Annotated in this window: 17 protein-coding genes; 7 read left to right on the top strand and 10 right to left on the bottom strand. The window is 65.1% G+C overall.

Annotation, left to right across the window (positions count from 1 at the left end; all coding sequences use genetic code 11):
* Positions 1 to 20: 20 nt before the first annotated feature.
* The 3 genes from ACZ9H4_RS06405 to ACZ9H4_RS06395 all read right to left on the bottom strand — a co-directional run bounded on the left by ACZ9H4_RS06405 (position 21) and on the right by ACZ9H4_RS06395 (position 3248).
* Positions 21 to 878 (bottom strand): carbohydrate ABC transporter permease, encoded by an 858-nt coding sequence (locus tag ACZ9H4_RS06405; protein ID WP_175158601.1) that lies wholly within the window; start codon positions 876 to 878, stop codon positions 21 to 23.
* The gene (locus ACZ9H4_RS06400; protein WP_408141577.1) at positions 868 to 1806 is read right to left on the bottom strand and encodes a carbohydrate ABC transporter permease; all 939 of its coding nucleotides are present in this window, start codon (positions 1804 to 1806) and stop codon (positions 868 to 870) included. Before ACZ9H4_RS06400 ends, ACZ9H4_RS06405 begins: the two co-directional genes overlap by 11 nt.
* 194 nt (positions 1807 to 2000) lie before the next feature.
* Entirely contained in the window at positions 2001 to 3248 is a 1248-nt protein-coding gene (locus ACZ9H4_RS06395) for an ABC transporter substrate-binding protein (RefSeq protein WP_168666398.1), read from the bottom strand.
* Positions 3249 to 3799: 551 nt separating this feature from the next.
* Here ACZ9H4_RS06395 and zwf point away from each other — a divergent pair.
* From zwf to ACZ9H4_RS06375, 4 genes are all read left to right on the top strand, one after another.
* Positions 3800 to 5263 carry a glucose-6-phosphate dehydrogenase gene (gene zwf, locus ACZ9H4_RS06390; protein ID WP_408141576.1) on the top strand — a complete coding sequence of 488 codons (1464 nt, stop codon included), beginning with the start codon at positions 3800 to 3802 and terminating at the stop codon, positions 5261 to 5263.
* Positions 5264 to 5445: 182 nt separating this feature from the next.
* Positions 5446 to 6177 (top strand): 6-phosphogluconolactonase, encoded by a 732-nt coding sequence (pgl, locus tag ACZ9H4_RS06385; RefSeq protein ID WP_408324587.1) that lies wholly within the window; start codon positions 5446 to 5448, stop codon positions 6175 to 6177.
* Positions 6155 to 8071, top strand: coding sequence for a bifunctional transcriptional regulator/glucokinase (locus tag ACZ9H4_RS06380; protein WP_476118506.1), 1917 nt, complete (start codon positions 6155 to 6157; stop codon positions 8069 to 8071). Before pgl ends, ACZ9H4_RS06380 begins: the two co-directional genes overlap by 23 nt.
* A 193-nt stretch (positions 8072 to 8264) precedes the next feature.
* Positions 8265 to 9191: a bestrophin family protein gene (locus ACZ9H4_RS06375; RefSeq protein ID WP_476118505.1), complete on the top strand. Its 927-nt coding sequence runs from the start codon at positions 8265 to 8267 to the stop codon at positions 9189 to 9191.
* Positions 9192 to 9221: 30 nt separating this feature from the next.
* On the opposite strand, the gene ACZ9H4_RS06370 is transcribed toward ACZ9H4_RS06375, so the two are convergent.
* The 5 genes from ACZ9H4_RS06370 to apbC form a co-directional block, all read right to left on the bottom strand.
* Complete coding sequence (locus ACZ9H4_RS06370) at positions 9222 to 9947, bottom strand: lysozyme inhibitor LprI family protein (RefSeq protein WP_408141572.1); 726 nt, start codon at positions 9945 to 9947, stop codon at positions 9222 to 9224.
* A 2-nt stretch (positions 9948 to 9949) separates the two neighbouring features.
* The gene (locus ACZ9H4_RS06365) at positions 9950 to 12235 is read right to left on the bottom strand and encodes an Orn/Lys/Arg family decarboxylase (RefSeq protein ID WP_408141571.1); all 2286 of its coding nucleotides are present in this window, start codon (positions 12233 to 12235) and stop codon (positions 9950 to 9952) included.
* 87 nt (positions 12236 to 12322) lie between these two features.
* Entirely contained in the window at positions 12323 to 12892 is a 570-nt protein-coding gene (dcd, locus tag ACZ9H4_RS06360; RefSeq protein ID WP_095417209.1) for a dCTP deaminase, read from the bottom strand.
* A 273-nt stretch (positions 12893 to 13165) separates the two neighbouring features.
* The gene (locus ACZ9H4_RS06355; RefSeq protein ID WP_408141570.1) at positions 13166 to 13699 is read right to left on the bottom strand and encodes a superoxide dismutase family protein; all 534 of its coding nucleotides are present in this window, start codon (positions 13697 to 13699) and stop codon (positions 13166 to 13168) included.
* A gap of 119 nt (positions 13700 to 13818) precedes the next feature.
* Positions 13819 to 14907 (bottom strand): iron-sulfur cluster carrier protein ApbC, encoded by a 1089-nt coding sequence (gene apbC, locus ACZ9H4_RS06350; RefSeq protein WP_408141569.1) that lies wholly within the window; start codon positions 14905 to 14907, stop codon positions 13819 to 13821.
* Between the two features lie 339 nt (positions 14908 to 15246).
* On the opposite strand from apbC, the gene ACZ9H4_RS06345 reads away from it, so the two are divergent.
* A complete protein-coding gene (locus tag ACZ9H4_RS06345; RefSeq protein ID WP_175158612.1) occupies positions 15247 to 15900 on the top strand; it encodes a YiaD family glycine zipper/OmpA-like lipoprotein in 654 nt (217 codons plus the stop codon).
* A 367-nt stretch (positions 15901 to 16267) separates the two neighbouring features.
* Positions 16268 to 18403 carry a methionine--tRNA ligase gene (metG, locus tag ACZ9H4_RS06340; protein WP_476118503.1) on the top strand — a complete coding sequence of 712 codons (2136 nt, stop codon included), beginning with the start codon at positions 16268 to 16270 and terminating at the stop codon, positions 18401 to 18403.
* Between the two features lie 137 nt (positions 18404 to 18540).
* Here metG and ACZ9H4_RS06335 read toward each other — a convergent pair whose 3' ends face one another.
* Both ACZ9H4_RS06335 and ACZ9H4_RS06330 read right to left on the bottom strand, forming a co-directional pair.
* Complete coding sequence (locus ACZ9H4_RS06335; protein ID WP_476118502.1) at positions 18541 to 22953, bottom strand: translocation/assembly module TamB domain-containing protein; 4413 nt, start codon at positions 22951 to 22953, stop codon at positions 18541 to 18543.
* 28 nt (positions 22954 to 22981) lie between these two features.
* Positions 22982 to 24817 (bottom strand): autotransporter assembly complex protein TamA, encoded by a 1836-nt coding sequence (locus tag ACZ9H4_RS06330; RefSeq protein ID WP_476118659.1) that lies wholly within the window; start codon positions 24815 to 24817, stop codon positions 22982 to 22984.
* A 228-nt stretch (positions 24818 to 25045) separates the two neighbouring features.
* On the opposite strand from ACZ9H4_RS06330, the gene ACZ9H4_RS06325 reads away from it, so the two are divergent.
* Positions 25046 to 25231, top strand: a complete 186-nt coding sequence (locus ACZ9H4_RS06325) for a DUF3460 family protein (RefSeq protein ID WP_168664913.1) — start codon at positions 25046 to 25048, stop codon at positions 25229 to 25231.

The following is a 25231-nucleotide window of genomic DNA, read 5'->3' as shown; positions in this document are numbered from 1 at the left end:
TTTGGCCCGCGGCCCGGGGTTTAGCCCTTGACCGCGCCGGCCGTCAGGCCGCGCACGAAATAGCGTCCGGCGATGATGTAGACCAGCAAGGTCGGCAACGCGGCGATGATCGCGCCGGCCATGTCCACGTTGTATTCCTTCACGCCGGTCGAGGTGTTCACGAGGTTGTTCAGCGCCACCGTGATCGGCATCGAATCGACGCCGGAGAACACGATCCCGAACAGGAAGTCATTCCAGATCTGCGTGAATTGCCAGATCAGGCACACCATGAAAATCGGCAGCGACACCGGCAGCAGGATCTTCGTGAAGATCGTGAAGAAACCCGCGCCGTCGATGCGCGCCGCCTTCACGAGTTCAGCCGGAATGCTCACATAGAAGTTGCGGAAGAACATCGTGGTGAACGCGATACCGTAGATCACGTGCACCAGCACCAGACCGGTCGTCGTGTTCGACAGGCCCATCATGCCTTCGAAGCGCGCCATCGGCAGCAGGATCGCCTGGAACGGAATGAAGCAGCCGACCAGCAGCATCGTGAAGATCGGGTCCGCGCCGCGAAAGCGCCAGTGCGTGAGCACATAACCGTTGAACGCGCCGATGATCGACGAGATCAGCACGGCGGGAATCACCATGCGCACCGAGTTCATGAAGAACGGCTGCATACCGTCGCAACGCACGCCGGTACAGGCGCCGCTCCATGCCTTGATCCACGGATCGATACTCCAGTGCGTGGGCGGCGTGAGCAGGTTGCCGGTGCGCAGCTGGTCGATGTCCTTGAAGGACGTCGACAGCATCACGTACAGCGGGAACAGGAAATACAGGGCGAACAGAATCAGGGCCGCGTAAATGACGGCACGGCTGATCGTCATCTTAGGCTGCATTGCGGGTGCTCCTCGATTCCAGGTACATCAGCGGCACGAGCACGGCCACAACGGTGGCGAGCATCATCATCGACGATGCCGCGCCGACGCCGAGCTGCCCGCGATTGAACGAAAACGTGTACATGAAGATAGCCGGCAGCGACGACGACGTGCCCGGACCGCCCGCGGTCAACGCGACGACCAGGTCGAAGGTCTTGATGGTGATGTGGCAAAGAATCAGCAGCACGGAGAAGAACACCGGGCGCATACTCGGAATCACGATCTTGCGGTAGATGGTGGGCAGGTTCGCGCCGTCCATCTGCGCGGCCTTGAAGATTTCACCGTCGACGCCACGCAGGCCCGCGAGGAACAGCGCCATCACGAAGCCGGTGGATTGCCATACCGCCGCGATCACGACGCAGAAAATCGCCCGGTCCGGATCGCCGAGCCAACTGAACGAGAAGCTCGTCCAGCCCCAGTCGTGGAACACCTTTTCGAGGCCGACGCTCGGCGTCATGATCCATTGCCATGCCGTACCCGTCACGATGAACGAGAGCGCCATCGGGTACAGGAACACGGCGCGCAATGCGCCTTCGTTGCGGATCTGCTGATCGAGCAGGATCGCGAGAAAGAGACCCAGGCCGATACAGATCGCGATGAACGGAATGCCGAACCAGCCGAGGTTGGCCGCCGACGTCCAGAACACGTCGTTGTCGAACAGTTCCCGGTAGCGATCGAGACCGGCGAATTCATACTTGGGCATCAACCGGGACGTGGACAGCGACAGAAAACCGGTGATTGCGATGAAGCCATACACGAAGATCAGGCTGATCACGACGCTGGGTGCGAGCACCAGCTTCGGAATCCAGCGATCGGCAAGGGCCGCCATGGGCGACGCGCGGCGGGCGGCGCTGGCCGTTTTCCCGTTTCCGCTGATAGAAGCAGTCACTACTCGACTCCTGCTGAAACTGTACCGCCGGGATGCTCGCGCACGAATGACGCGAGGCGGCGACGGCATAGGTGTGACTCTATGAAACCAGGGTGAAGCCGCCTGCAAGCCGCACGCAACGCACGCGCGGCAGCCGGCAGCCCGAAGAACACGCCCGGCGCTTCCTCAGGAAGCCACCGGGCGTGCCGCTTCGCTTACTTGGTCTTCGCTGCCTTCGCGAGCGCCTGGACCGCGCTCTTCGAATCCTGCTGCGAGTTCATGAACTTCGTGACCACGTCGGAGATCGCGCCGGCTGCTGCATCCGGTTGCGCCATGCCGTGAGCCAGCGACGGCACATAGCCGCCCGCCTTGATCGCGACCTGTTCATCCGCGTACGACTTCTTCGCGCAGTCGTCGAACTTGTCCATCGGCACACCGAGACGCACCGGGATCGACCCCTTGTTCAGGCTGAACTGCTCCTGGAACTCCGGCGTCATGATCGTCTTCGCGAGCGCGAGCTGACCCGGCGTTGCCGCCTTCTGGCCCTTCTGCTGGAAGAACACGAACGAGTCGACGTTGAACGTGTAGCCCTTGTCGGTGCCCGGTACGACCGCGCAGATGAAGTCCGAACCCGACTTCTTGCCGGCGTTGGTGAATTCGCCCTTCGCCCAGTCGCCCATGAACTGCATGCCGGCCTTGCCGTTGATGACCATTGCCGTGGCGAGGTTCCAGTCACGGCCGGTACGGCCCGCGTCGAAGTAGCCCTGGATCTTGCGGACCGTGTCGAACACGCCGATCATCTTCTCCGACGTCAGCGTCTTCTCGTCGAGGTCGACGATCGCCTTCTTGTAGAAGTCCGCGCCTTGCGACAGCACGACGTCTTCCCACAGCGTCAGGTCTTGCCACGGCTGACCGCCCATCGCGACCGGCTGGATGCCTGCGGCCTTCATCTTGTCGGCCACCGCGAAGAACTCAGGCCACGTGGTCGGCACCTTGCCGCCTGCCTTTTCGAGTGCCGCCTTGTTGATGTACAGCCAGTTCACGCGGTGCACGCCGAACGGTGCGCCGACATAGTGACCGTCCGCGTGCATGATCTTGTCGATTTCCGGCGGCAGGTTCTTCTTCCAGTCGCCCGCGACCGAGTCGATCGGCACCAGCACGCCCTGCGAAGCCCAGTCCTGGATCAGCGGACCCTTGATCTGCGCGGCGCTCGGCGCATTGCCCGAGATCACCTGCGTCTTCAGAGCCGTCATGGCTGCCGCGCCGGCGCCACCCGCAACCGCGAAGTCCTTCCACGTGTAACCCTGCTTCGTCATGTCGTCCTTGAGGACGCCGACGGCTTTCGATTCACCGCCCGAGGTCCACCAGTGCAACACTTCGACCGACTCGGCAGCCTGCACCGCCGAGACGCCACACATCAGACCCGCAGCGCACAAAGCGCCCATGATCGCGCGAAATTTCATTGCTTATCTCCTCCAGACACCTGAACAAAAAACAAATGGCCCCTGATGTCGCCAGGGTGCTGTGGTTGGTTCAAACAGGCAAAACACTGGGCGATCGAGCACGGTCGGGCGCATGCGCAAGGCATGTGCCGGCGGACCGTTGTCCGGCCGCTAGAAGCTCAAGAGATGAGTGGTTTGGGATGCAACTGTCTGTCTCCTCTTTTGATTTTTGCCTGCCCGCGTCGCGCGCGGCAGACTCGAGGTGCCTTGCAAGTCAACCCGGCCAGCCACCCGCCAGCCGCTCCACGACCCGGATTTCCGTAAGGGCCGCCGGGCAGGCTGGCACGTGCCGACAGGCAATGTCCATTAACATGCAGGGACGCCCGCCGATTCGAAAAACCGCGCAAGTTGCCAAACAGCGCACGCTTTTTTCATCGAATTAGCGCTACCTCTTGATTTGGATTGTAGTTAAACTACAATTCAGTGTCAAAAAATATTTTATCGGACTACGGTCGCCCTTTTCGAACACTGCGCGCTCAGCGCGGCGGCCACCAGGACATCGACGGAGACTCATGCAAACCGATTCAAGCTTCACCTTCGTTCTCTTCGGCGGAACCGGCGATCTGTCGATGCGCAAGATCCTGCCGGCACTGTTTGAAGCGCACCGTGCGGGCGGCATGCTCGCGGACAGCGGCAAGATCGTCGCGGTGGCGCGGCATGCGGCGGATCGCGGCGAGTATCTGCAGTGGGTGAACGAACACGTCAAGCCGCATGTGTCGAAGAACGGTGTGGACGAAGCCGCATGGACGAGCTTCCTCGCGCGCATCGAGTTCGTGAAGATCGATCTCGGCAACCCCGAAGACTTCGTGCACTTGCGCGACGCCATTCAGGATTTGCCCGGCATCCGCGTGTTCTATCTGGCCACGGGTCCGTCGCTGTTCGTGCCGATCTGCCACGCGCTCGCGTCGGTGGGGCTCAACGAGAACGCGCGCATCGTGCTGGAGAAACCGCTCGGCTACGACCTGAAGTCGTCGAACGCGATCAACGACGCGGTCGGCGAAATTTTCGCGGAAGAACAGATCTACCGGATCGACCACTACCTCGGTAAGGAGCCGGTGCAGAACCTGCTCGCGCTGCGCTTCGGCAATGCGCTGTTCGAGCCGCTGTGGCGCCGCGAGTGGGTCGAAAGCATCCAGATCACGATCGCCGAGGAACTCGGCGTCGAAGCGCGCGGCGACTTCTACGACAACACCGGCGCATTGCGCGACATGGTGCAAAACCATTTGCTGCAGTTGCTGTCGATCGTCGCAATGGAGCCGCCTCACTCGATGGACTCGGATTCGGTCCGCGACGAAAAGCTGCGCGTGCTGCGCGCGCTGAAGCCGATCGATCCGAACGAGATCGGCAAGGTCGCGGTGCGCGGCCAGTATCATGCCGGCGGTATCCGCGGCACCGCGGTGCCGGGCTACGCGACCGAACCGGGCGTGAAGCCGGACAGCACGACCGAAACCTTCGTTGCGCTGAAAGTCGAGATCGAGAACTGGCGTTGGGCCGGCGTGCCGTTTTTCCTGCGCACCGGCAAGCGCCTCGCCGACCGCGTCGCCGAGATCGTGGTGAATTTCCGCGCGGTGCCGCATTCGGCGCTGGGCGCCTCCGCGCTGCGCGCCGGCGCGAACCGTCTGGTGATCCGCCTGCAGCCGAACGAAACGATTCGCCTCTACTGCCTCGCGAAGCAACCCGGCGAAGGCATGAACCTCGCGAGCGTGCACCTCGACCTCGCGTTCGACAAGTTCTTCCGCGAAGGGCAGATGGAGGCGTATCAACGCCTGTTGCTCGACGTGATCCGCGGCCGCCTCGCGCTGTTCGTGCGGCGCGACGAGCAGGAAGCCGCATGGCGCTGGGTCGAACCGATCCTGAACGAATGGAAGACCTCGACCAAGCCGCCCAAGCCGTACGCGGCGGGCACGTGGGGACCGGCCGCGGCGAGCGCGATGCTCGCGCAGCACGGCACCTGCTGGCTCGAAGAAGAGAATTGATGCACGGCGTTGCGCAAGCTTCGCGCGAAGCTCACGCAACGCCCAGGTAAGACCCACCGACGAACTGAACGGAATGGCGCCGGTATCGCGAAGGCGCCTGCAAGTCATCCCACTGGCAGGCGTCGCGCGAGAGCAGTACGGCGGATTCCGCAGATCTAACAAAAAAGCAGCACGGAGGAGAAGTGATCGAGCTTCACGCTTTCGACGATCAACGCGCCCAATCCGACGCGTTGGCGAAGGCGGTTGGCGACGCGTTACATGCGTCGCTTGCCGCACAGGCGGCCGCTACCGGCACGCCCACTACCGGCACGCCCACTACTAGCCCACGCCCCGCCGTGCTTGCAGTGTCCGGCGGCAGCAGTCCGCGTCCGTTCCTGCAAACGTTGTCCACGCAATCCTTCGACTGGTCGCGCATTGCCGTGACGCTGGTCGACGACCGCTGGGTGCCCGAGACGGACAGCGCAAGCAATTCGCAGCTGGTGCACGCGACGCTGTTGCAGAACGCCGCGAAGGACGCGACCTTCTGGCCGCTCGTCGACACCGCGCAGGATCTGCACGCGCACGTCGCCGCGCTGAACGCGGACGCACGCTTTAGCGCCGTGCCCGACGTCGCGATTCTCGGCATGGGCGAGGACGGCCACACCGCGTCGATCTTCGCGGACGCGCCCGAATGGGATCACGCGATCACCACCGCCGAGCGCTTCGTCGCCGTGCATCCGGGCAGCGCGCCGCATGCGCGCGTGAGCTGGTCGCTTTCCGCGCTGAAGGAAGTGAAGCACCTGTTTTTGCTGATCGCAGGACCGCGCAAGATGGACGTGCTCAATGCAGCCGCCGCTTCGCTACAAAAAAATGCCATCTCGCAGTTGGCAAACGACAAGGGAGTGAGACTCGATGTCTACTGGTGTGCAAACTAAGGCTGTACCGGGCACGGGCCAGCACGCCGACGGACCGAGGCTTCTGGCCGACATCGGCGGCACCAATGCGCGCTTCGCGCTGGAGACGGGCCCGGGCGAAATCGCTTCGGTGCAGGTCTATCCGTGTGCGGACTATCCGGGCGTCGCCGACGTCATCAAGAAGTATCTGAAGGACACCAAAATCGGCCGCGTGAATCATGCGGCGATCGCGATTGCCAACCCGGTCGACGGCGATCAGGTGAGCATGACGAATCACGACTGGAGCTTTTCGATCGAAGCGACGCGCCGCGCGCTCGGCTTCGACACGCTGCTGGTGGTGAACGACTTCACCGCGCTGGCGATGGCGCTGCCGGGCCTCACCGACGCTCAACGCGTCCAGGTGGGCGGCGGCGCGCGTCGTCCGAACAGCGTGATCGGCCTGCTCGGGCCGGGCACCGGCATGGGCGTATCGGGCCTGATTCCCGCCGACGACCGCTGGATCGCGCTCGGCAGCGAAGGCGGCCACGCCACCTTCGCACCCGCCGACGAACGTGAAGACATCGTGCTGCAGTACGCGCGCAAGAAGTGGTCGCACGTGTCGTTCGAACGCGTGGCCGCGGGCCCCGGCATCGAAGTGATTTATCGCGCGCTCGCGGGCCGCGACAAGAAGCGCGTGGGGGCCAACGTCGACACGATCGAGATCGTCAAGCGCGCGCTGGACGGCGAGCCGCTCGCGGCCGAATCGGTCGACGTGTTCTGCGGCATTCTCGGCACCTTCGCGGGCAACATCGCGGTGACGTTGGGCGCGCTGGGCGGCATCTACATCGGCGGCGGCGTCGTGCCGCGCCTCGGCGAATTCTTCGCGCGCTCGTCGTTTCGCCAGCGCTTCGAAGCGAAGGGCCGCTTCGAGGCGTATCTGCAAAGCGTGCCGACCTATGTGATTACCGCGGAATATCCGGCCTTCCTCGGCGTCTCCGCGATTCTCGCCGAGCAGTTGTCGAATCGCGCGGGCGGCAGTTCGTCGGCGGTGTTCGAGCGGATTCGCCAGATGCGCGATGCGCTGACGCCGGCCGAGCGCCGCGTCGCCGATCTCGCGTTGAACCATCCGCGCTCGATCATCAACGATCCGATCGTCGATATCGCGCGCAAGGCCGACGTGAGTCAGCCCACGGTGATCCGCTTCTGCCGTTCGCTCGGCTGCCAGGGTCTGTCCGATTTCAAGCTGAAGCTCGCGACCGGTTTGACCGGCACGATTCCGGTGAGCCACAGCCAGGTGCATCTCGGCGACACGGCGACGGACTTCGGCGCGAAGGTGCTGGACAACACCGTGTCGGCGATTCTGCAGTTGCGCGAGCATCTGAACTTCGATCAGGTCGAACGCGCGATCGATCTGTTGAACGGCGCGCGCCGCATCGAGTTCTACGGGCTCGGCAATTCGAACATCGTCGCGCAGGACGCGCACTACAAGTTCTTCCGCTTCGGCATCCCGACCATTGCGTACGGCGATCTGTACATGCAGGCGGCCTCCGCCGCACTGCTCGGCAAGGGCGATGTGATCGTGGCGGTCTCGAAGTCGGGCCGCGCGCCCGAGCTGCTGCGCGTGCTGGATGTCGCGATGCAGGCCGGCGCGAAGGTGATTGCGATCACGTCGAGCAATACGCCGCTCGCCAAGCGGGCCACCGTTGCGCTCGAAACCGATCACATCGAGATTCGCGAGTCGCAGTTGTCGATGATTTCGCGGATCCTGCATCTGGTGATGATCGATATTCTCGCGGTCGGCGTGGCGATTCGTCGCGCGGTGCCTGCCGCGGATGTCGCCGAGACGGTCGCCAAGGCGCGCGAGGGCGCCGACGACGACGCTACCGCCGTGCTGGACTGGCTGAGCCACGGCGCGGCCTCGTCGGCCCGCGATTGAGCTGGTAAATGTGAATGGCCCACGGGGTGCGTATCGAATGTGATGCGCGCGCCGTGGGCCATCCTCTTCGTTGCCCGCTTATTCGCCCGCATCGCGTCACGTCCGCCTCTGAAACGCGTGCCCGCGCGGCACCGCCGTCCGGACAACAAGCGATAATAGACACCCTATCGCTCGAGACCGACGGCTCAACCCAATGATCATCCGCCCGCATCTCCATTGGTTCCGCATGCTGCTCGCGTGGCGGGGTTCGGTCCTTCCGCAGTTGCTACCGCGGCTCGCGCTGATCTTCTGCATCTCGATCGTCGCACTGGCCGCCCACGACCACCTGCTGCCGATTTCGCTGAACCTCAACACGACCGCGCCCTTCTCGCTGATCGGCATTGCGCTCGCGGTGTTCCTCGGCTTTCGCAACAACGCCAGCTACGATCGCTGGTGGGAAGCCCGCAAGCTGTGGGGCCAGCTGCTGAACGAGTCGCGCTCGCTCACACGCCAGGTCTTCACGCTGCCGTCCCGGCCGTTGCCGAAAGAAGACCTCGAAGCATTTCTCGCCGCGCTCTGTGCGCTGCCTCACGCGCTGCGCCACCAGCTTCGTAAGAGCGATCCCCGCGACGATCTCGCCGCGCGCTTGCCCGCGCCGCTGTTCGAGCGCGTCATCGCCTCGCGCTACAAGCCGGCGACCTTGCTGCTCTATCTCGGCGAATGGGTGCAGCACCAGGCGCAGGCAGGCGCTATCGAGCCGATGGCGGTGCTTGCCCTCGACCGGAACCTGAACGGACTTTCGGATGTGATCGGCGGATGCGAGCGCATCGTCTCGACACCACTACCGTTCGCGTACTCGGTGATGATTCACCGTACGGTGTATTTCTTCTGCGCGTCGCTGCCGTTCGGGCTGGTCGACAGCATCGGCGTTTTCACGCCGGTGTTCGCGGTATTCGTCGCTTATACCTTCATGGCGCACGAAGCCATCGCATCGCAGCTCGAAGAACCCTTCGGCACCGACGACAACGACCTCGCACTCAACACGATGTCCACCATGATCGAGGATGCGCTGCGCGATCTGCACGGCAAGCCGGCACGCACGTTGCCGAGCCGGCAAGCGGAAGACTATCTGTTCGATTGACCGTGTGCGAGGCGCAGGCGATGCGCGCACTCAGTCGTTGCCGACCGTCTCCGACAACCGCTTGAGCGTCGCCACCCGCGCGCCGATGATGTCGATGCGCCCGCGTTCGTCGACCACCGGCGTGGTGGCGGCGAGATACGCAGTCCAGGCTTTTTGCGCGCGCACGAGCGTGGGACGCGAATGCACCGGCATCTTCGACTGCAAGCGGCGGTAGTAGCGGTTCAGATCGAACATCGCGTGCTCGCATTGCGCGTCGGCGCTACAGGCACGCGGACGAGGCGGCGGCGGCCCACTGGCCTTGTCCACCGCGCTGCGCAGCGCGAGCGCGCGGTCGCGCACCGGCTGCAACTGCATGTCGGCTTCGGCCAGCACGTACATCGTGCCGCGCGTCGTCGCGAACACCGCGGCCAGCAACTGCTTCTCGGCCTCGCGCGAGGCGAGCCAGCTCGTCTGGCTCCTTTCCCACAGCTTGCGCCGAGCGGAGGGCAACTTCGCCTGAAGCTGCTGCCACGCGCTGTCCAGCGCGGCCTTCCAGCCGATCCGCGCATTGTCCATGCACTGCACCTGCCCCACCGTCGTCGACATGTCGCTGCGCGCGAGACACGAGCGCATCGACGCGTCGATCGGATCGGCGGCCGCGACCTCGGCATGCGCCGCCGGCGACAGCGCGCCGACAAGCGCCGCCGACGCCAGCATCAGCGCGCCGGCGATGCGCCGCCAGCTAGCGGCACCCAGCCAGGACTTCAGAGCTCGCATCGTCAGGCGCGAACGCAATCGACGAAATATTCGATGCGCCCGTTGATCATTTCGCCGACCAGCCCGTGGATGTCCGTATGGAAACCCGGGAAGCGCTCATTGAACTCGCGCGCGAAACGCAGATAGTTGACGATGGTCTTGTTGAAGCGCTCGCCCGGAATCAGCAACGGGATGCCCGGCGGATACGGCGTCAACAGGATCGACGTGACGCGGCCTTCGAGTTCGTCGATCGGCACCCGGTCGATCTCGCGGTGCGCGAGCTTGGCGAACGCGTCGGACGGCTTCATCGCCGGCTCCATGCTCGACAGGTACATCTCGGTCGTCAGGCGCGCGATGTCGTTCGCGCGGTAGACGCTGTGAATCTGCTGGCACAGATCGCGCAAGCCGACGCGCTCGTACATCGGATGATGCGCGACGAACTCGGGCAGCACGCGCCACAGCGGCTGGTTGTTGTCGTAGTCGTCCTTGAACTGCTGGAGTTCGGTGACCATCGAGTTCCAACGGCCCTTGGTGATGCCGATCGTGAACATGATGAAGAACGAATACAGCCCGGTCTTCTCGACGATGATGCCGTGCTCGGCCAGGTACTTCGTGACGATCGCGGCCGGAATGCCGGTCTCGCCGAAGCCGCCGTCCATGTCCAGACCCGGCGTGACGATGGTCGCCTTGATCGGGTCGAGCATGTTGAAGCCTTCGGCGAGCGGACCGAAGCCGTGCCACGCGTCGTTCGGACGCAGCATCCAGTCTTCGCGCGAGCCGATGCCCTCTTCCGCGAACTGGTCCGGGCCCCACACCTTGAAGAACCAGTCGTCGCCGTATTCGGCGTCGACCTTGGTCATCGCGCGGCGGAAGTCGAGCGCTTCGGCAATCGACTCTTCGACGAGCGCCGGGCCGCCCGGCGCTTCCATCATCGCCGCGGCCACGTCGCACGACGCGATGATCGCGTACTGCGGGCTCGTGGACGTGTGCATCAGATAGGCTTCGTTAAAGCGGTGCTTGTCGAAGCGGCTGTTCTTCGAGTCCTGCACGACGATCTGCGAGGCCTGCGAAATGCCGGCCAGCAGCTTGTGCGTGGAGTGCGTCGCGAATACCATCGCGCCGATGCGCGGACGGCCCGCGCCGATCGCGTGCATGTCCTGATAGAACTCGTGGAATTCCGCGTGCGGCAGCCAGGCTTCGTCGAAGTGCAGCGTGTCGAGCCAGTCGCCCAGCATCTCCTTGATCATCTCGACGTTGTAGATCACGCCGTCGTACGTGCTTTGCGTGATCGTCAGAATGCGCGGCTTGAGGCCCGGGTTCTTCGCGAGCGCTTCGCGCGCGAACGGATTCGCCTCGATCTTCTTGCGGATGTTTTCCGGCTCGAACTCGCTGCGCGGAATCGGGCCGATGATGCCGAAGTTGTTGCGCGTCGGCGTGAGGAACACGGGGATCGCGCCGGTCATCGTGATCGCGTGGAGAATCGACTTGTGGCAGTTACGATCCACCAGCACGATGTCGCCCGGCGCGACCGTGCCGTGCCAGACGATCTTGTTCGAGGTCGACGTGCCGTTGGTCACGAAGAACACGTGGTCGGCGCTGAAGATGCGCGCGGCGTTGCGCTCCGAGGCCGCCACCGGGCCGGTGTGGTCGAGCAGCTGGCCGAGTTCGTCGACCGCGTTGCAGACGTCGGCGCGCAGCATGTTCTCGCCGAAGAACTGGTGGAACATCTGGCCGAGCGGGCTCTTCAGGAACGCGACGCCGCCCGAGTGGCCCGGGCAGTGCCACGAGTACGAACCTTCTTCGGCGTACTGCACCAGTTCCTTGAAGAACGGCGGCGCGAGCGAGTCCAGATACACCTTGGTCTCGCGGATGATGTGGCGCGCGACGAACTCCGGCGTGTCCTCGAACATGTGGATGAAACCGTGCAGCTCGCGCAGGATGTCGTTCGGCAGGTGGCGCGAGGTGCGCGTTTCGCCGTACAGGAAGATGGGGATGTCAGCGTTGCGGCGGCGCACTTCCGTCACGAACGCGCGCAACGCGACGATCGCCGCGGCCAGCTCCGGCGTCTCGCCTTCCACGACCACGTTGTCGACGTAGGGCAGCAGCTCGTCGTCGTCGATCGACAGGATGAAGCACGACGCGCGGCTCGACTGCTGCGCGAACGAAGTCAGGTCGCCATAGCTCGTCAACCCGAGCACTTCCGCGCCTTCTTTCTCGATAGCTTCGGCCAGAGCCCGGATGCCGGAACCCGAGATGTTCTCGGAGCGGAAATCTTCGTCGATGATGACGACGGGAAAACGAAACTTCATGGGCGATTCTCCAAAAAGAACGACCGCTGCATTCTGTCAAAAGCAGCGGTCACCCTGTGTATCCAGTGGGTCAGTGCGCTGCCGACGTCACGTCTTGGGCAACGTGACGCCGTGCTGACCTTGATATTTGCCGCCGCGATCCGCGTACGACGTTTCACAAATCTCGTCGCTTTCGAAAAACAGCACCTGGGCGACGCCTTCGTTCGCGTAGATTTTCGCAGGCAAAGGTGTCGTATTCGAGAATTCGAGCGTGACGTGGCCTTCCCATTCCGGCTCGAACGGCGTCACGTTGACGATGATCCCGCAACGCGCGTACGTGGACTTGCCCAGACACACCGTCAGCACGCTGCGCGGAATGCGGAAGTACTCGACCGTGCGCGCGAGCGCGAACGAATTCGGCGGGATGATGCAAACGTCGCCCTTGAAATCGACGAACGACTTCTCGTCGAAGTTCTTCGGATCGACGATGGTCGAATTGATGTTCGTGAAGATCTTGAATTCGTCGGCGCAGCGGATGTCGTAGCCGTAGCTCGACGTGCCGTAGCTGACAATCTTCCGGCCGTCTTCGGAGACGCGAACCTGATCGGGCGCAAACGGCTCGATCATCTTGTGCGACGCGGCCATGCGCCGGATCCACTTGTCGGATTTGATGGTCATAGGTGAACGCTGCTCGACGTGAATGACAGGTGTGTGACGGATAACAACCCGGCGGAACCGGGCGACTTTCGGGTAATGGGGCGCTGACTTCGCGGCACCTTCGAGGTCCGCGGGCTGCGCTGCGCGCCGCCTGAACGGGCCTTGCCACGCTCCGGGACCGGGTGCTCGACACCGGCTCCCACTAAGGATTTTTGCCCGGCGCCCCAACGGAAGGCGCTTATTTTACGCGATCACGAGAATGCTGCCGTGGGCAATGTCTGAAGGGCTCGCCGCTCACTGGCGAATCACGCCGCAGGCGATGGCGGAGCCGGCGCCATGCGGTGGGTAGGCGTAGGGATCAGCCGCATCGCGATGCAGCAGCACGGCGCGCTGCAACACCGAACGGATGCCGTCGAGCGAAACATCCGGCGCGACGATGAAGCCGGTGGCCACGCCGTTTGCATCCGCATGAATGTTGGCGAGGTCGCCTTCGACCCGCGCCCCCACCTTGAGACGCTCGGCCGCCGGCGAGAAGATCGGGCCCGCGCTGGAGCCGTCGGCGGCATTGCAGTCGCCGCGTTCGTGGACCTGCAATGCGTGGTCGCTATTGGGCGGCAAGCCCGTGAGGTTGTAGGTGACCTGCACGCCGTCCGAGCGCTCGATAAACGTCACGAGGCCGCGCGCCTGATTGCCCACGGTGGGCAGCAACTGCGCGTCGGCACGCTTTTCCTGTGGTCTCAGGAACGCGCTGCAGCCGCTCAACAGCACACAGCTGGCAGTCAGGACGATGAACATATGCACCGCCTGCCCGTCGATTCGTTTTCCCATGCGATCCTCTTGCCGGCCGGCGAGCGCCCCTGCGGCCGCCGAGCCGAACCTGTGAAGTCGACATGATACCGCGAGACCAGGCGCAAATAGGCGCCTTGGCCCCTTGTCCGAATGGCTGCTCAGGTGTTCTGCACGACGATGTTGGGAAACTTCGACGTCATGTCGCGAGCCCGCTCGGCGATATGGATCGCCACCTTGCGCGCGATCGAGCGATAGATCTCCGCGATGCGCCCGTTCGGGTCCGCCACGACAGTGGGCTTGCCCGAGTCGGCCTGCTCACGGATCGCGATGTCGAGCGGCAGGCTGCCGAGCACGTCCACGCCGTATTCCTTGCCCATCCGCTCGCCGCCGCCGGCGCCGAAGATATGCTCTTCGTGGCCGCAGTTCGAGCAGATATGCATCCCCATGTTCTCGACGATGCCGAGGATCGGAATGCCGACCTTTTCGAACATCTTGAGACCCTTCTTCGCGTCGAGCAGCGCGATGTCCTGCGGTGTCGTGACGATCACGGCGCCCGTCACCGGTACGCGTTGCGAGAGCGTGAGCTGGATGTCGCCGGTGCCCGGCGGCATGTCGACGATCAGATAGTCGAGGTCGTGCCAGTTGGTCTGCCGCAGCAGCTGTTCGAGCGCGGAAGTAGCCATCGGGCCGCGCCACACCATCGGATTGTCCTGCTCGATCAGAAAGCCGATCGAACTGGCCTGCAGGCCGTGGCCGGTCATCGGGTTCATCGACTTGTCGTCGGGCGACTCGGGACGGCCGGTGATACCGAGCATCATCGGCAGCGACGGGCCGTAGATGTCCGCGTCGAGCACGCCGACCGACGCGCCTTCGCTCGCCAGCGCGAGCGCCAGATTCACGGCGGTCGTGCTCTTGCCGACGCCGCCCTTGCCGGACGCCACCGCCACGATATTCTTGACGTTCGGCAGGAGTTTCACGCCACGCTGTACGGTATGCGCGGCGATTTGCTGGGACACCTCGACACGCGCATGGACGACGCCCGGCACGGCGCGCAGCGCGTCGGCGAACTGGGCGCGAATCGCTTCGAACTGACGCATGGCCGGATAGCCGAGCACCACCTGGAGGCTGACGGCGTCAGCTTCCACGGCGACGTTGCGGATGTTCTTGGCGGCCGCATACGGCAAGCCGGTGTTGGGGTCAGTGACGGCTGCGAGGGCAGCGTCGACCAATGCCCGATCGATACTCATTAACACTCCGTGGGGGAACACGCACGGCGCGGTGGAATCGAAGTTTCGGCCACGCGCCGGAATTTGAAAGAAATTGTTAGGCAGGATTGCGAAATCCAGACGGCCCGGGCACCCTTCGGGCAGGCGGAACGCCATGGGGTCGCATCACTGCGTGACTTCAACCACTATTGTAGTGGCTCACGCCGTGCGCTGCCGTAAGACCCTTCTTCACTGTCGGACCGGAGCGAAGAGAGGGGAGGATTTCCCTGTTTCGCGTGCTCTACCGTACCGCCGTAATGTTGCTCAGATAGATTGACGGCTATTCGCCGGTTTATTCGCTTCAATCAAGAGGAATCGAAAATGAATGCAAAAATCATGACTCGCCTGGCTGTTTTCGCCGTTGCCGGCTCCGTGCTGGCAGGCTGCGCCACGCAACAGGGCACTAACACCGCCGTTGGCACGGGCGTGGGCGCCGGCACCGGCGCGGCACTGGGCGCGATCTTCGGCGGCGGCAAGGGCGCGGCGATCGGCGCCGGCGTCGGCGCAGCAGTGGGCGGCGTCACGGGCTACAACTGGCAAAACATTCGCAACCGCATGTCGGGCGCCACCAAGGGTACCGGCACCGAGATCACCGAGCAGCCGGACGGCTCGCTCAAGCTGAACATTCCGAGCTCGGTCACGTTCGACACCAGCAGCTACGCGATCAAGCCGTCGTTCGCACCGGTGCTGGATCAGCTCGCGCAAACGATGCAGCAGAATCCGGAGATCGTCGCGTCGGTGGTCGGCCACACGGACAGCACCGGCTCGCCGCAATATAACCAGACGCTGTCGGTCAATCGCGCGCAAAGCGTGACGGGCTACCTCGGCCAGCGCGGCGTCGCGCCGCAGCGCCTGTCCGCCACCGGCATGGGCCAGAACCAGCCGATCGCCGACAACAACACCGAAGCCGGCCGGGCGGCGAACCGTCGCGTGGAAATCTATCTGCGCGCTACCGCCCAGCACGCACCGCAATAAGGACGAGGCTTCAGGAGAATGACGCGAGCGGGCGCCGGGGCTCGGCCAGCGGCGCCCGGCCCGGCGTAAAAAGCGGAGGAAAGAAAATCTCGCACGAGAACGAAAAAAATTTCGAACTCTGCAGAAAATCCGCGGTCTGTCTTTACGGTACGTGGCTGGCGAAGCCGCCGCGTCACCATTCTCCTCTTGTCGTTGTTGCTCCGGGGTTTAATCACCCCGGTTTTTTTTGGGCGCACGGCATCCCCCGGTTTTTTGCGCGCTTGCGCGCCGCGCCCCACCGGCCCCGCGCCCGCGCGGCCCATCCCGCGCAGGGCGGCCGCCCTGCTAGAATCAACGTTTCGTCCCACCGCAGGCTCCCACCATCCTTATGTCAGCACCCGCCACCGATCTCTCCGCAGGCGCGCCGTCAGGCCGTCGCCAGATTCTCGTCACGTCGGCCCTTCCGTATGCGAACGGGCAAATCCATATTGGCCACCTGGTCGAATATATCCAGACGGACATCTGGGTCCGGACGTTGCGAATGCACGGGCACGAGGTCTACTACGTGGGCGCCGACGACACGCATGGCACGCCGGTCATGCTGCGCGCGGAGAAGGAAGGTCTCACGCCGAAGCAGTTGATCGAGCGCGTCTGGCAGGAACACAAGCGCGATTTCGACAGCTTCGGCATTTCGTTCGACAACTACTACTCGACCGATTCCGAAGAAAACCGCGTTCTCAGCGAAAACGTTTATCTGGCGCTCAAGGAAGCGGGCCTGATCGAAGCGCGCGACATCGAACAGGCGTATGACCCGGTCAAGGAAATGTTCCTGCCGGACCGTTTCATCAAGGGCGAATGCCCGAAATGCGGGGCGAAAGACCAATACGGCGACAGCTGCGAAGTATGCGGTTCGACGTATCTGCCCACCGAGCTGGTCAATCCGTATTCGGTCGTCTCCGGCGCCACGCCGATCCGCAAGACCTCGACGCACTACTTTTTCCGCCTGTCCGACCCGCGCTGCGAGAACTTCCTGCGCGCGTGGGTGGGCGGCCTGGCTCAGCCGGAAGCCACCAACAAGATGCGCGAGTGGCTCGGCGACGCGGGCGAAGCCAAGCTCGCCGACTGGGACATCTCGCGCGACGCGCCCTACTTCGGCTTCGAAATCCCGGGCGCGCCGGGCAAGTATTTCTACGTGTGGCTGGACGCGCCGGTCGGCTACTACGCGAGCTTCAAGAATCTCGCCGAAAAGCGCGGCCTCGACTTCGACGCGTGGGTCCGCCAGGGTTCGAAGGCTGAGCAGTACCACTTCATCGGCAAAGACATCCTGTACTTCCACACGCTGTTCTGGCCGGCCATGCTCGAATTCTCGGGCCATCGCACGCCGACCAACGTGTTCGCGCACGGCTTCCTGACCGTGGACGGCGCGAAGATGTCGAAGTCGCGCGGCACCTTTATCACCGCGCAGAGCGTGATCGACACGGGCCTGAATCCGGAATGGCTGCGCTACTACTTCGCGGCCAAGCTGAACAGCACGATGGAAGACCTCGACCTGAACCTCGACGACTTCCAGGCGCGCGTGAACAGCGACCTGGTCGGCAAGTACGTGAACATCGCGAGCCGCGCGGCCGGTTTCCTGATCAAGCGCTTCGACGGCCGCGTGCAGGACAGCGCGATGCAGCACCCGCTGCTCGCCACACTGCGCGCCGCCGTGCCGCAAATCGCCGCGAACTACGAGGCGCGCGAGTACAACCGCGCACTGCGTCAAACGATGGAACTGGCCGACGCGGTCAACGCGTACGTCGACACCGCCAAGCCGTGGGATCAGGCGAAAGACCCGGCGAACGCGGTCGCGCTGCATGAAACCTGCAGCGTGAGTATCGAAGCGTTCCGCCTGCTGTCGCTCGCGCTGAAGCCGGTGCTGCCGAAGCTGGCCGAAGCGGTCGAGGCCTTCCTCGGCATCGAGCCGCTGGTGTGGGCCGACGCCAACGTGCCGCTCAGTTCCGCACGTCCGATCAACGCGTACAAGCATCTGATGACGCGCGTCGATCCGAAGCAGATCGAAGCGCTGATCGCGGCCAATCGCGATTCGCTGCAAGCCGCGCCGGAAGCGGCGGCACCGGCCGATGCGAAGAACAAGGCGAAGGCCGCGAAAGCCGCCGCCGCCAACCACGACGACATCCCCGGCGTGATCTCGATCGACGACTTCGCGAAGATCGACCTGCGCATCGCGAAGATCGTCGACTGCAAGGCGGTGGAAGGCTCGGACAAGCTGCTGCAACTCACGCTCGACGTGGGCGAGGAGAAGACCCGCAACGTGTTCTCGGGCATCAAGGCGGCGTATCAGCCGGAGCAACTGGTCGGCAAGCTGACGGTGATGGTCGCGAACCTCGCGCCGCGCAAGATGAAGTTCGGCCTGTCCGAAGGAATGGTGCTGGCGGCATCGGCGGCGGACGAGAAAGCCGAACCGGGCCTGTACGTGCTCGAACCGGATAGCGGCGCGAAGCCCGGCATGCGCGTGAAGTAACGCGCGGCGGCATCGCGCGCGGCGTTCGGCGCCGCGGGCTCGCATGAAAAAAACGGCACGCCTTTCAAAGCGTGCCGTTTTTTATTCGCCGGGTGGTGATGCGCGCAGCCGCATCGCACGACATCAGCACAAACGCGTCACCACAACGACTTGAACCGATCGAAGCGGCGCGTGTACAGCACGTCGGCTCCATAGAACGTGCCGCCGTAAGCGACCACTGACCAGTAGCGCGTCAGGTTGATGGTCGCCTTGATCGCATTGCTCGCCGATTGCAGCCCTTGCTCGTAGCCGATCACGAGCCACTCGTTGATCGCCTTCGACACCATCACCACCTGAGGATCGGTCAGCCCGACATCGCTTCGGCCGATCGAAAACTCGTCGAGCCCAACCGTCTCCGCGATCCGCTTGCCGGTCGCGCTGCCGAGCAGCGCGAGCGCGGTTGTCATCGTGCTTTGCTGGCCGAGGTTGTTGCCCTGATCCGTGCCATGTCCGAACAGCAGCCACGAGAGCTTTTCGTTATCCGGCACGCTCGGCTCCGACACCAGCCGCGCCACCGGCGACTGAACCGTGCCGGTCACCTGCACGCCCGCCTCGACCTGCTGGTTGCGGCGCATCGCCAGAATATTGATGCCGGGGTTCGTCACCGGACCGTTGAACGTGAAGAAACCATTTTCGATGGTCAGCTTGCGGCCGAACGCGGTATAGGTCGAACCCTGCGTGACGCGCACGTTGCCGACCGCGCGCAGCGGCGTGTTCGGCGCGCTCATCGCGGTGATCGTACCGGTCAGGCCGAGATCCGCGCCCTGCCCGCGGAAGCGGAAGTCATTGCCGAGGCTGATCTCGATATTGGCGTTCGGCGTGAACGGACCGACCGGCTGGGTGCCGCCCGCCACCGGCCGTGGCCGGCCACCTGAGGTGGTGCCGTCCGGGCGCACGATCACGACGTCGTCGCCGAGACTCGGCGCGGCCTGCTCCGGCAGATCGAACAGCGCGTGATCGACCACGAACTTGCCGTTGATCGCCATCCCGCGCTGCGCGCCGCCGTTGGCGATGCTCGCGCTGCCCGTCAGCGACAGATTGCGATCCGGCGACGCGAACAGTTCGAGCTTGTCCGCGACGATGCTCGCGGTCAGATCCGGCTCCGCGCCGTCCAGCCGCACGCGCCCGGTGGCGCGCAGCGTGCCGCTCGCGCCGCGGAACTCGACCTGCTGGAAGTCCACCAGATTCTCCGACAGCGCGATGCGCACCACGCCTTCCTTCAACTGCACGCCCTGGTCGACCATCGTCGCGGACAGGCCGTCGCCGATCAGCGAGCCGGTCAGGCTCGGCTTGGCGACCGTGCCGCCGAGCGCGAGCTTGAGCGCGAGATGGCCGTCGAGCAGATAGCTCGGGCCGAGCAGGCCGCCGGTCGTTTTCAGCGACGGCACGTTCGCGTTCACGCTGCCGGACAGCGCCCCCTCGGGGTTGAAGGTCAGCAGGCCGTCGCGCATCACCAGCGTGGTGTGCGCGTCGGCGTCGATCACGCCGAGCCGGCTCGCCTGCGCGCGCAGCGTCGCGTTGAGGCGGTTGCCGCCGCTGAATTCGGCGCGCGCGCTTATATCTGAGATGCCGGTCGACGCGAGCCCGCGGCCAATCTCGACCGTGACGTCGCCGCTGCGCCGGCGCAACTGGATGTGGCCGCTCGCCGTGGCGCCGAGCGAGAAATCCCAGTCGCCGTCGAACACCAGATCGGTTCTGACGGCCGGCGGCTCGCCGGTGATCTCGTGGCGCAACTGCTGCAAACGCGTGACCGAAATATCGGTGAGGCTGCCCGCGGACTGGATCCTGCCGTGATCGAATGCGAACGACTTCAGACTCAGCACCGCGCCTTCGAGCGTCAGCCGCGTCGCGCCGAGTGTCAGCCGGTTCGGTGCGGCGCTCACCGCAAGCGGCGACTCGAGATTGAACGCCGGCGTGCCGCGGTTCTGCAGACGCGTCACGCTGCCGTCCCAGCGCGTGCCGTCGCGCGCTTCGGTCAGCTTGCCGTTGGCGGCGAGCGTCAGATCGAGCGGCCGGTCCTGCAGCTTGCCGGTGGCTGCCGCTTCGAGCGTGTGATTGGCGCGCGTGCCGGACAGGCGCGCGGTGAGCGTGCTCAGGTCGACGCCGCCCGCGCTGAGATTGCGCGCGTCGGTGGTGAAGGCGAGCGCGCCGTTCGCACCGTCGCGCAGTTCGGCGCGGCCTTCCGCATGGCCCACGCGGTTGCTGCCGAACACCACGCTGTCGGCCTTGTAGCTCAGCGTGACGTTCGGGTGCGCGAACGAGCCGGTGACGTCGCCATCGGCGGCGATGAGACCTGCGAGGCCGAAACCGAGCCGCTCGAGCTGCGGCGCGTCGATGCGAAACCGCAGCCGGTCGCCGCTCGCGCCGAAGCTGCCCTGCAAATCGACCTGGTTGCCCGCCACCGACAGATTCGCGCGGCTCGGCAGGATTCGCGAGCCGGCCAGCTGAATCGTGCCGCCGCCGGTCAGCGGCAGGTTGTCGTAGACGCTCGGGCCCAGCTTGAACTCGGCCTTGGTCGTGAAGACGGGACCCAGCACGCCGGCCGCGGTGAGCGTGCCGTTCACTCGCGCCTCGATCTTGCGCGCGGCAGGCGCGGCGTGTGTGGCGGCGCGAGCCGGCGCGGGCGTCCTGCGCTGCACCACCTCGGTCTGCACCGCGGCTTTGGCCGTGTTTTTTGCTATCGCGGCGGCCTGGTCGCCCGGCGCCGCGCTTCTTGCGCCGGCCGTGCTGCCGGCTTGCGCCGCGGCTTGCGCGGTGCGCGCGCGCTGCGCGCCGCTCGCCGCGGGCGCCGGGCCCGCGACCGGCGTGCGCGACGGCATCTGCGAAGCCAGCGTCAGCGGGTCGAAATCGGTCAGTTGCGCTTTCAGGTTGTAGGTGGAATTCGCGTCGTGCTTGAGCGCGCCGGACAAATCGATGCGCCCGCGCCCCGACGTGATGCGCACGTCGTTGAAGCTCATCCGGGCGGGATCGAACGTCACCTTGCCTTGCGCGCGCAGCGCCGCGCGCGGGTCGGCGAGATCGAGCGTGAGGCTCTGGATGTCGTCGTTCAGGCGGATGCCGATGGTCCCGGCGAGTTGCGTGGGCCGCACCGTCGCTTGCAGTGCGTTCAGGTCGAGCCCCGCTACGCGCAGATCGAACTGCCCGCGCCGGCCGGTCAACGCGCCGCCGCCGGTGACCGTCGCATTGCGGACGATCCGCACGTTCAGGTTCGAGATGTGCTGGGCCTGGGCGTCGAGCCGCACGTCGGCATTGGCGTCGATCAGCGGCAGCAGGTTCTGGTCGATCGCACCGGGTTTGGCATTGACGATCGATACGTGGCCGGTGACCGCGAAGCCTGCGGCGCCGGTTTGCGCGGCGTCGTGCTTGCCGTGGCCGGCAGCGTGGTTCGCAGCCGTGCTACCGCCTGGAACGACGGCGCTGGCCTGTCCCGGTGCGCCGCCCGCCGCGCCGCTGGCGGCATCCGCCGCACCGCTCGCACGACCCGCGACCGTCCCGCTGGCAGCGCTCGCTGCGACACCGCTCGCGCCCGGCGCTCCCGCCTCATCCTGCCCCACGGGCTGCAACTCCGCGCGCACGGCCAGATCGGCCAGCGGCGCGCCGGGCGCGAAGGCTTGCGGATTGACATGGTCGAAGCTCAGCGTCGCACGTTGCAAGGGCACCGCGGCGAACGGCGTAGCCTCGAGCCGCGCATGGCCGGCGAGCTTCATACCGGTGGCATCGAGCTCGGCGACAAGCTGTTCGAGCGAGCCGCTCAGATGCCCACCCACCTCCACCGCCTCGTTGTTGACCTTGCCCGAATAGCCGACCTCGCCGGTGAGCGGAAACGGTTGCACGCCGTCGAGCTTCGCCGACGCCGTCACCGCGCCGAACGGCGTATCGAGCCGCTCGATGGCGGCCTCGTGATGAAGTCCGTCGCTGCGTCCATGAAATGCGAAGCTCGACAGTTCGGTGGTCGATGCGCCCTGATGCAGCAGCAGCTTGTCGACCTGCACGTCGCGGATGTCGAGTTGCATCGGCAAGCGCAAGTCCTGCGGCAGCTTCAGCGGTTCGCTGCTGCTCGACGACGACGCACCGATTCGCGCGTCGATCGTGCCGACATGCAGGTAGTCGATCGTGAAGCGCCACGGTTCGCGCGCGAGCGCCCAGCGGCCGGCGACGCGGTCGATCTGGATATCGGTGCCGCTGCCGTCGAGGGCGCGCCAGCGTACCTGCCGCAGTTGCACGCCGTTCGCGAGCGTGCCGCCCTCCAGCGTGCCGCCCAGCCGGCCGTCCAGCAGCCTGAGCGCCGCCTGCCACGCATAGGCGGTGCCGCGCTCGGTGGTCAGCGCGCCATACAGCAGGCCGACCGCCAGCCCGACCAACAGCACCAACACCAGCACCGTCGAGACGAACGTTTTCAGCAACACGCGGCCGAGCCGATGCCTGCGCGGCGGCGGTTCGGGCAGCGGCTGTCCGGGCGGCTCGGCGCCGGGCGGCTGCGGGTTGGGCGGGTCGGCTGCGTCCGTGGTCATGCGCGAATCATGTCAAAACAGGTTTTCATCAGAAGGCGATACCCAGCGTCAGATAAGGCCGCACGCGGTTGTCGCGGATCCCGTAAGCGATATCGACGTTGACCGGGCCGACCGGACTGCGCCAGCGCGCCCCGATGCCGACGCCCGGATAGAAGACTTTTTCGCCCCAGGTGTCGGTGGCGGTGCCGATGTCGAAGAACGCGGCCGCGCCCCAGTCGTGCGAGAACCAGTGCTGATACTCGGCTGCCGCCGTCACGAGATATTTGGTGGGCAGCACCGAACCGCCGACGTTGTTGCCGATGCTCTGGAAACCGTAGCCGCGCACCGAGTTCGATCCGCCCGCCCGAAACAGCAGCGACGCCGGTATGCCGCTCGACGGGCCGCTCGTGAACACACCGCCGAGCTCGGCGCGGATCAGCACGATGTCGTCCTTGCCGATCGGCACGTATTGCTGGCCGCGCGCGTAGCCGCGGATAAAGGTCTGATCGGTCAGCACCCCCTTGATCGCGAAACCCGCCTCGGCGTGAATCAGATTGCCTCTACGCGGGAACAGCGGGTCGTCGGTATCGCGTCGGGTCCACGACCACGCGGGCACCAGCGCGCGTGCGGTGGAAGGCGGGGCCGTGTTCTGGTCGAGCCGGTCCTGGTAGTACAGCAGCGAGTAGTTGTAGTCGAGGAACTGCGACGTGCGGGCGCGCTGAACGCCGCCCCGGATGCTGTAGATGCGCGTGTCGGAAACGTCGGTGGTGGTGTAGGACGCCAGCACGCTGTTGGTCCACCCGCGCAGCCCCGGGGGCATCGCGAGCTGGATTTGCCCGTATTGCTGGGTCTGGTCCGCGCGGCCTTCGACAGTGAACGGCCATGCCTTACCGAACGTATTCAGATAGGTGTACGAACCCTGGACGAGGGGGCCGTTATCGGTCGAGTAGCCCACGCCGCCGCGGAAACCGTGAAATGGAAATTCCGAGACCTTCACATGGACCGGTGTGTTGACCGGCTTGGTCGGGTCGTTATCCAGGTCGATCGCGACGCTCGCGAAGTACGGCGTGTTCTGCAACTGCCGCTGCAATTCGGCGACACGGCGCGTGTCGTAAATGTCGCCGGGCGAAATCGGATTGACGTTGTGGACGATCCGCTCGGGATAGCGCCGGGTGCCCGATACGTCGAGCTCGCCCATCGTGAAGGTCGGCCCGCTTTCGTAGGTGACCGACAGTGCCGCCTCATGCGTGCGCGGATCGATCCGCGCCTCGGAGTGATAGATCTTCGCGGCCAGATAGCGGCGCGAAGACAGGACCCGGAGCGACGCGTTCTTGGCGTCGTCCCAGGCGCTCTGCGAGAACGGTTCGCCCTCGTGCAGCGAAAACGCGAAGCGCGTGGCGTTTTCCTGCCCCGGGTCTTCGGTGAGCACCGCGCCGCGAAACGCCAGCGTAACCGACTTGACGATGGTTTGCGGGCCCGGATCGACGTTCACCGTGACGCGCCGTGTGGCGTCGACGGTACGCACGTCCGTGCTCATGACCGGCGTGAAATAGCCCTGCGTCGCGGCCAGATCGCGCACCTGCTGGGGCGTGGCGGTAATCAGGAAGGCGAACTGGTCGTCGCTGACGTCGGGGCGTTTGGCGAAGCGGGCAATGTCCAGATGCGCTTCGAGCAGCCGGCGCAGCGAGCGCGGCGTGGCCACGACGTCGACCTTGTAGCTCGCCGCCGCGCGCGCGGCGTGTGCGTCGCCGGCCGCCAGCGTCAGCATGACAATGCCGAAGGCCAGCCACGCGCGCAGCCGGCACAGCACGGACGCCGCACGCCCGCGCTCCGAGCCGGCCCTGCCGCGCCGCAGACGCGGCTTGTCGATCGCACCTCCCGCCAAACGGGACCTCCCAGCCATGATTGATGATTTCTTCCCCGCCTGGCCGCGCGGCGGCCATGGCATGCTATTTGACCACATCGGCGGGGGCCGCGAGATCTCAAAAAGGGCCGCTGCCGCCGTTTTTCGACCGCGCGCGGCGCATGCGGTAAAATTCCGGATTAACGGCGCTGCGCCCCGCCAGGTTCCTGCCGGGCAGCCGCCCACTCACCCACCCACGGACGTCGAGCCATGTATCAATCGGACATCACCCAGTTCCTGAACCAGCTCAAGCAACAGAAGCCCAATCTGGAAGCCGAACAACGCCGCGGCCGCGCGCTGCTGTGGGACAAACAGCCGATCGATCTCGAAGAACGCGCCGCGCAGAAAGCCTCGCGCGTGGAACAGACGTCTTACTCGTACTATCAAAACTTCTAA

The sequence above is a fragment of the Paraburkholderia sp. TE9906 genome, from assembly GCF_056279605.1.
Note: the sequence above shows the minus strand (reverse complement) of the source record. Positions and strands in the feature narration are given on the sequence as shown.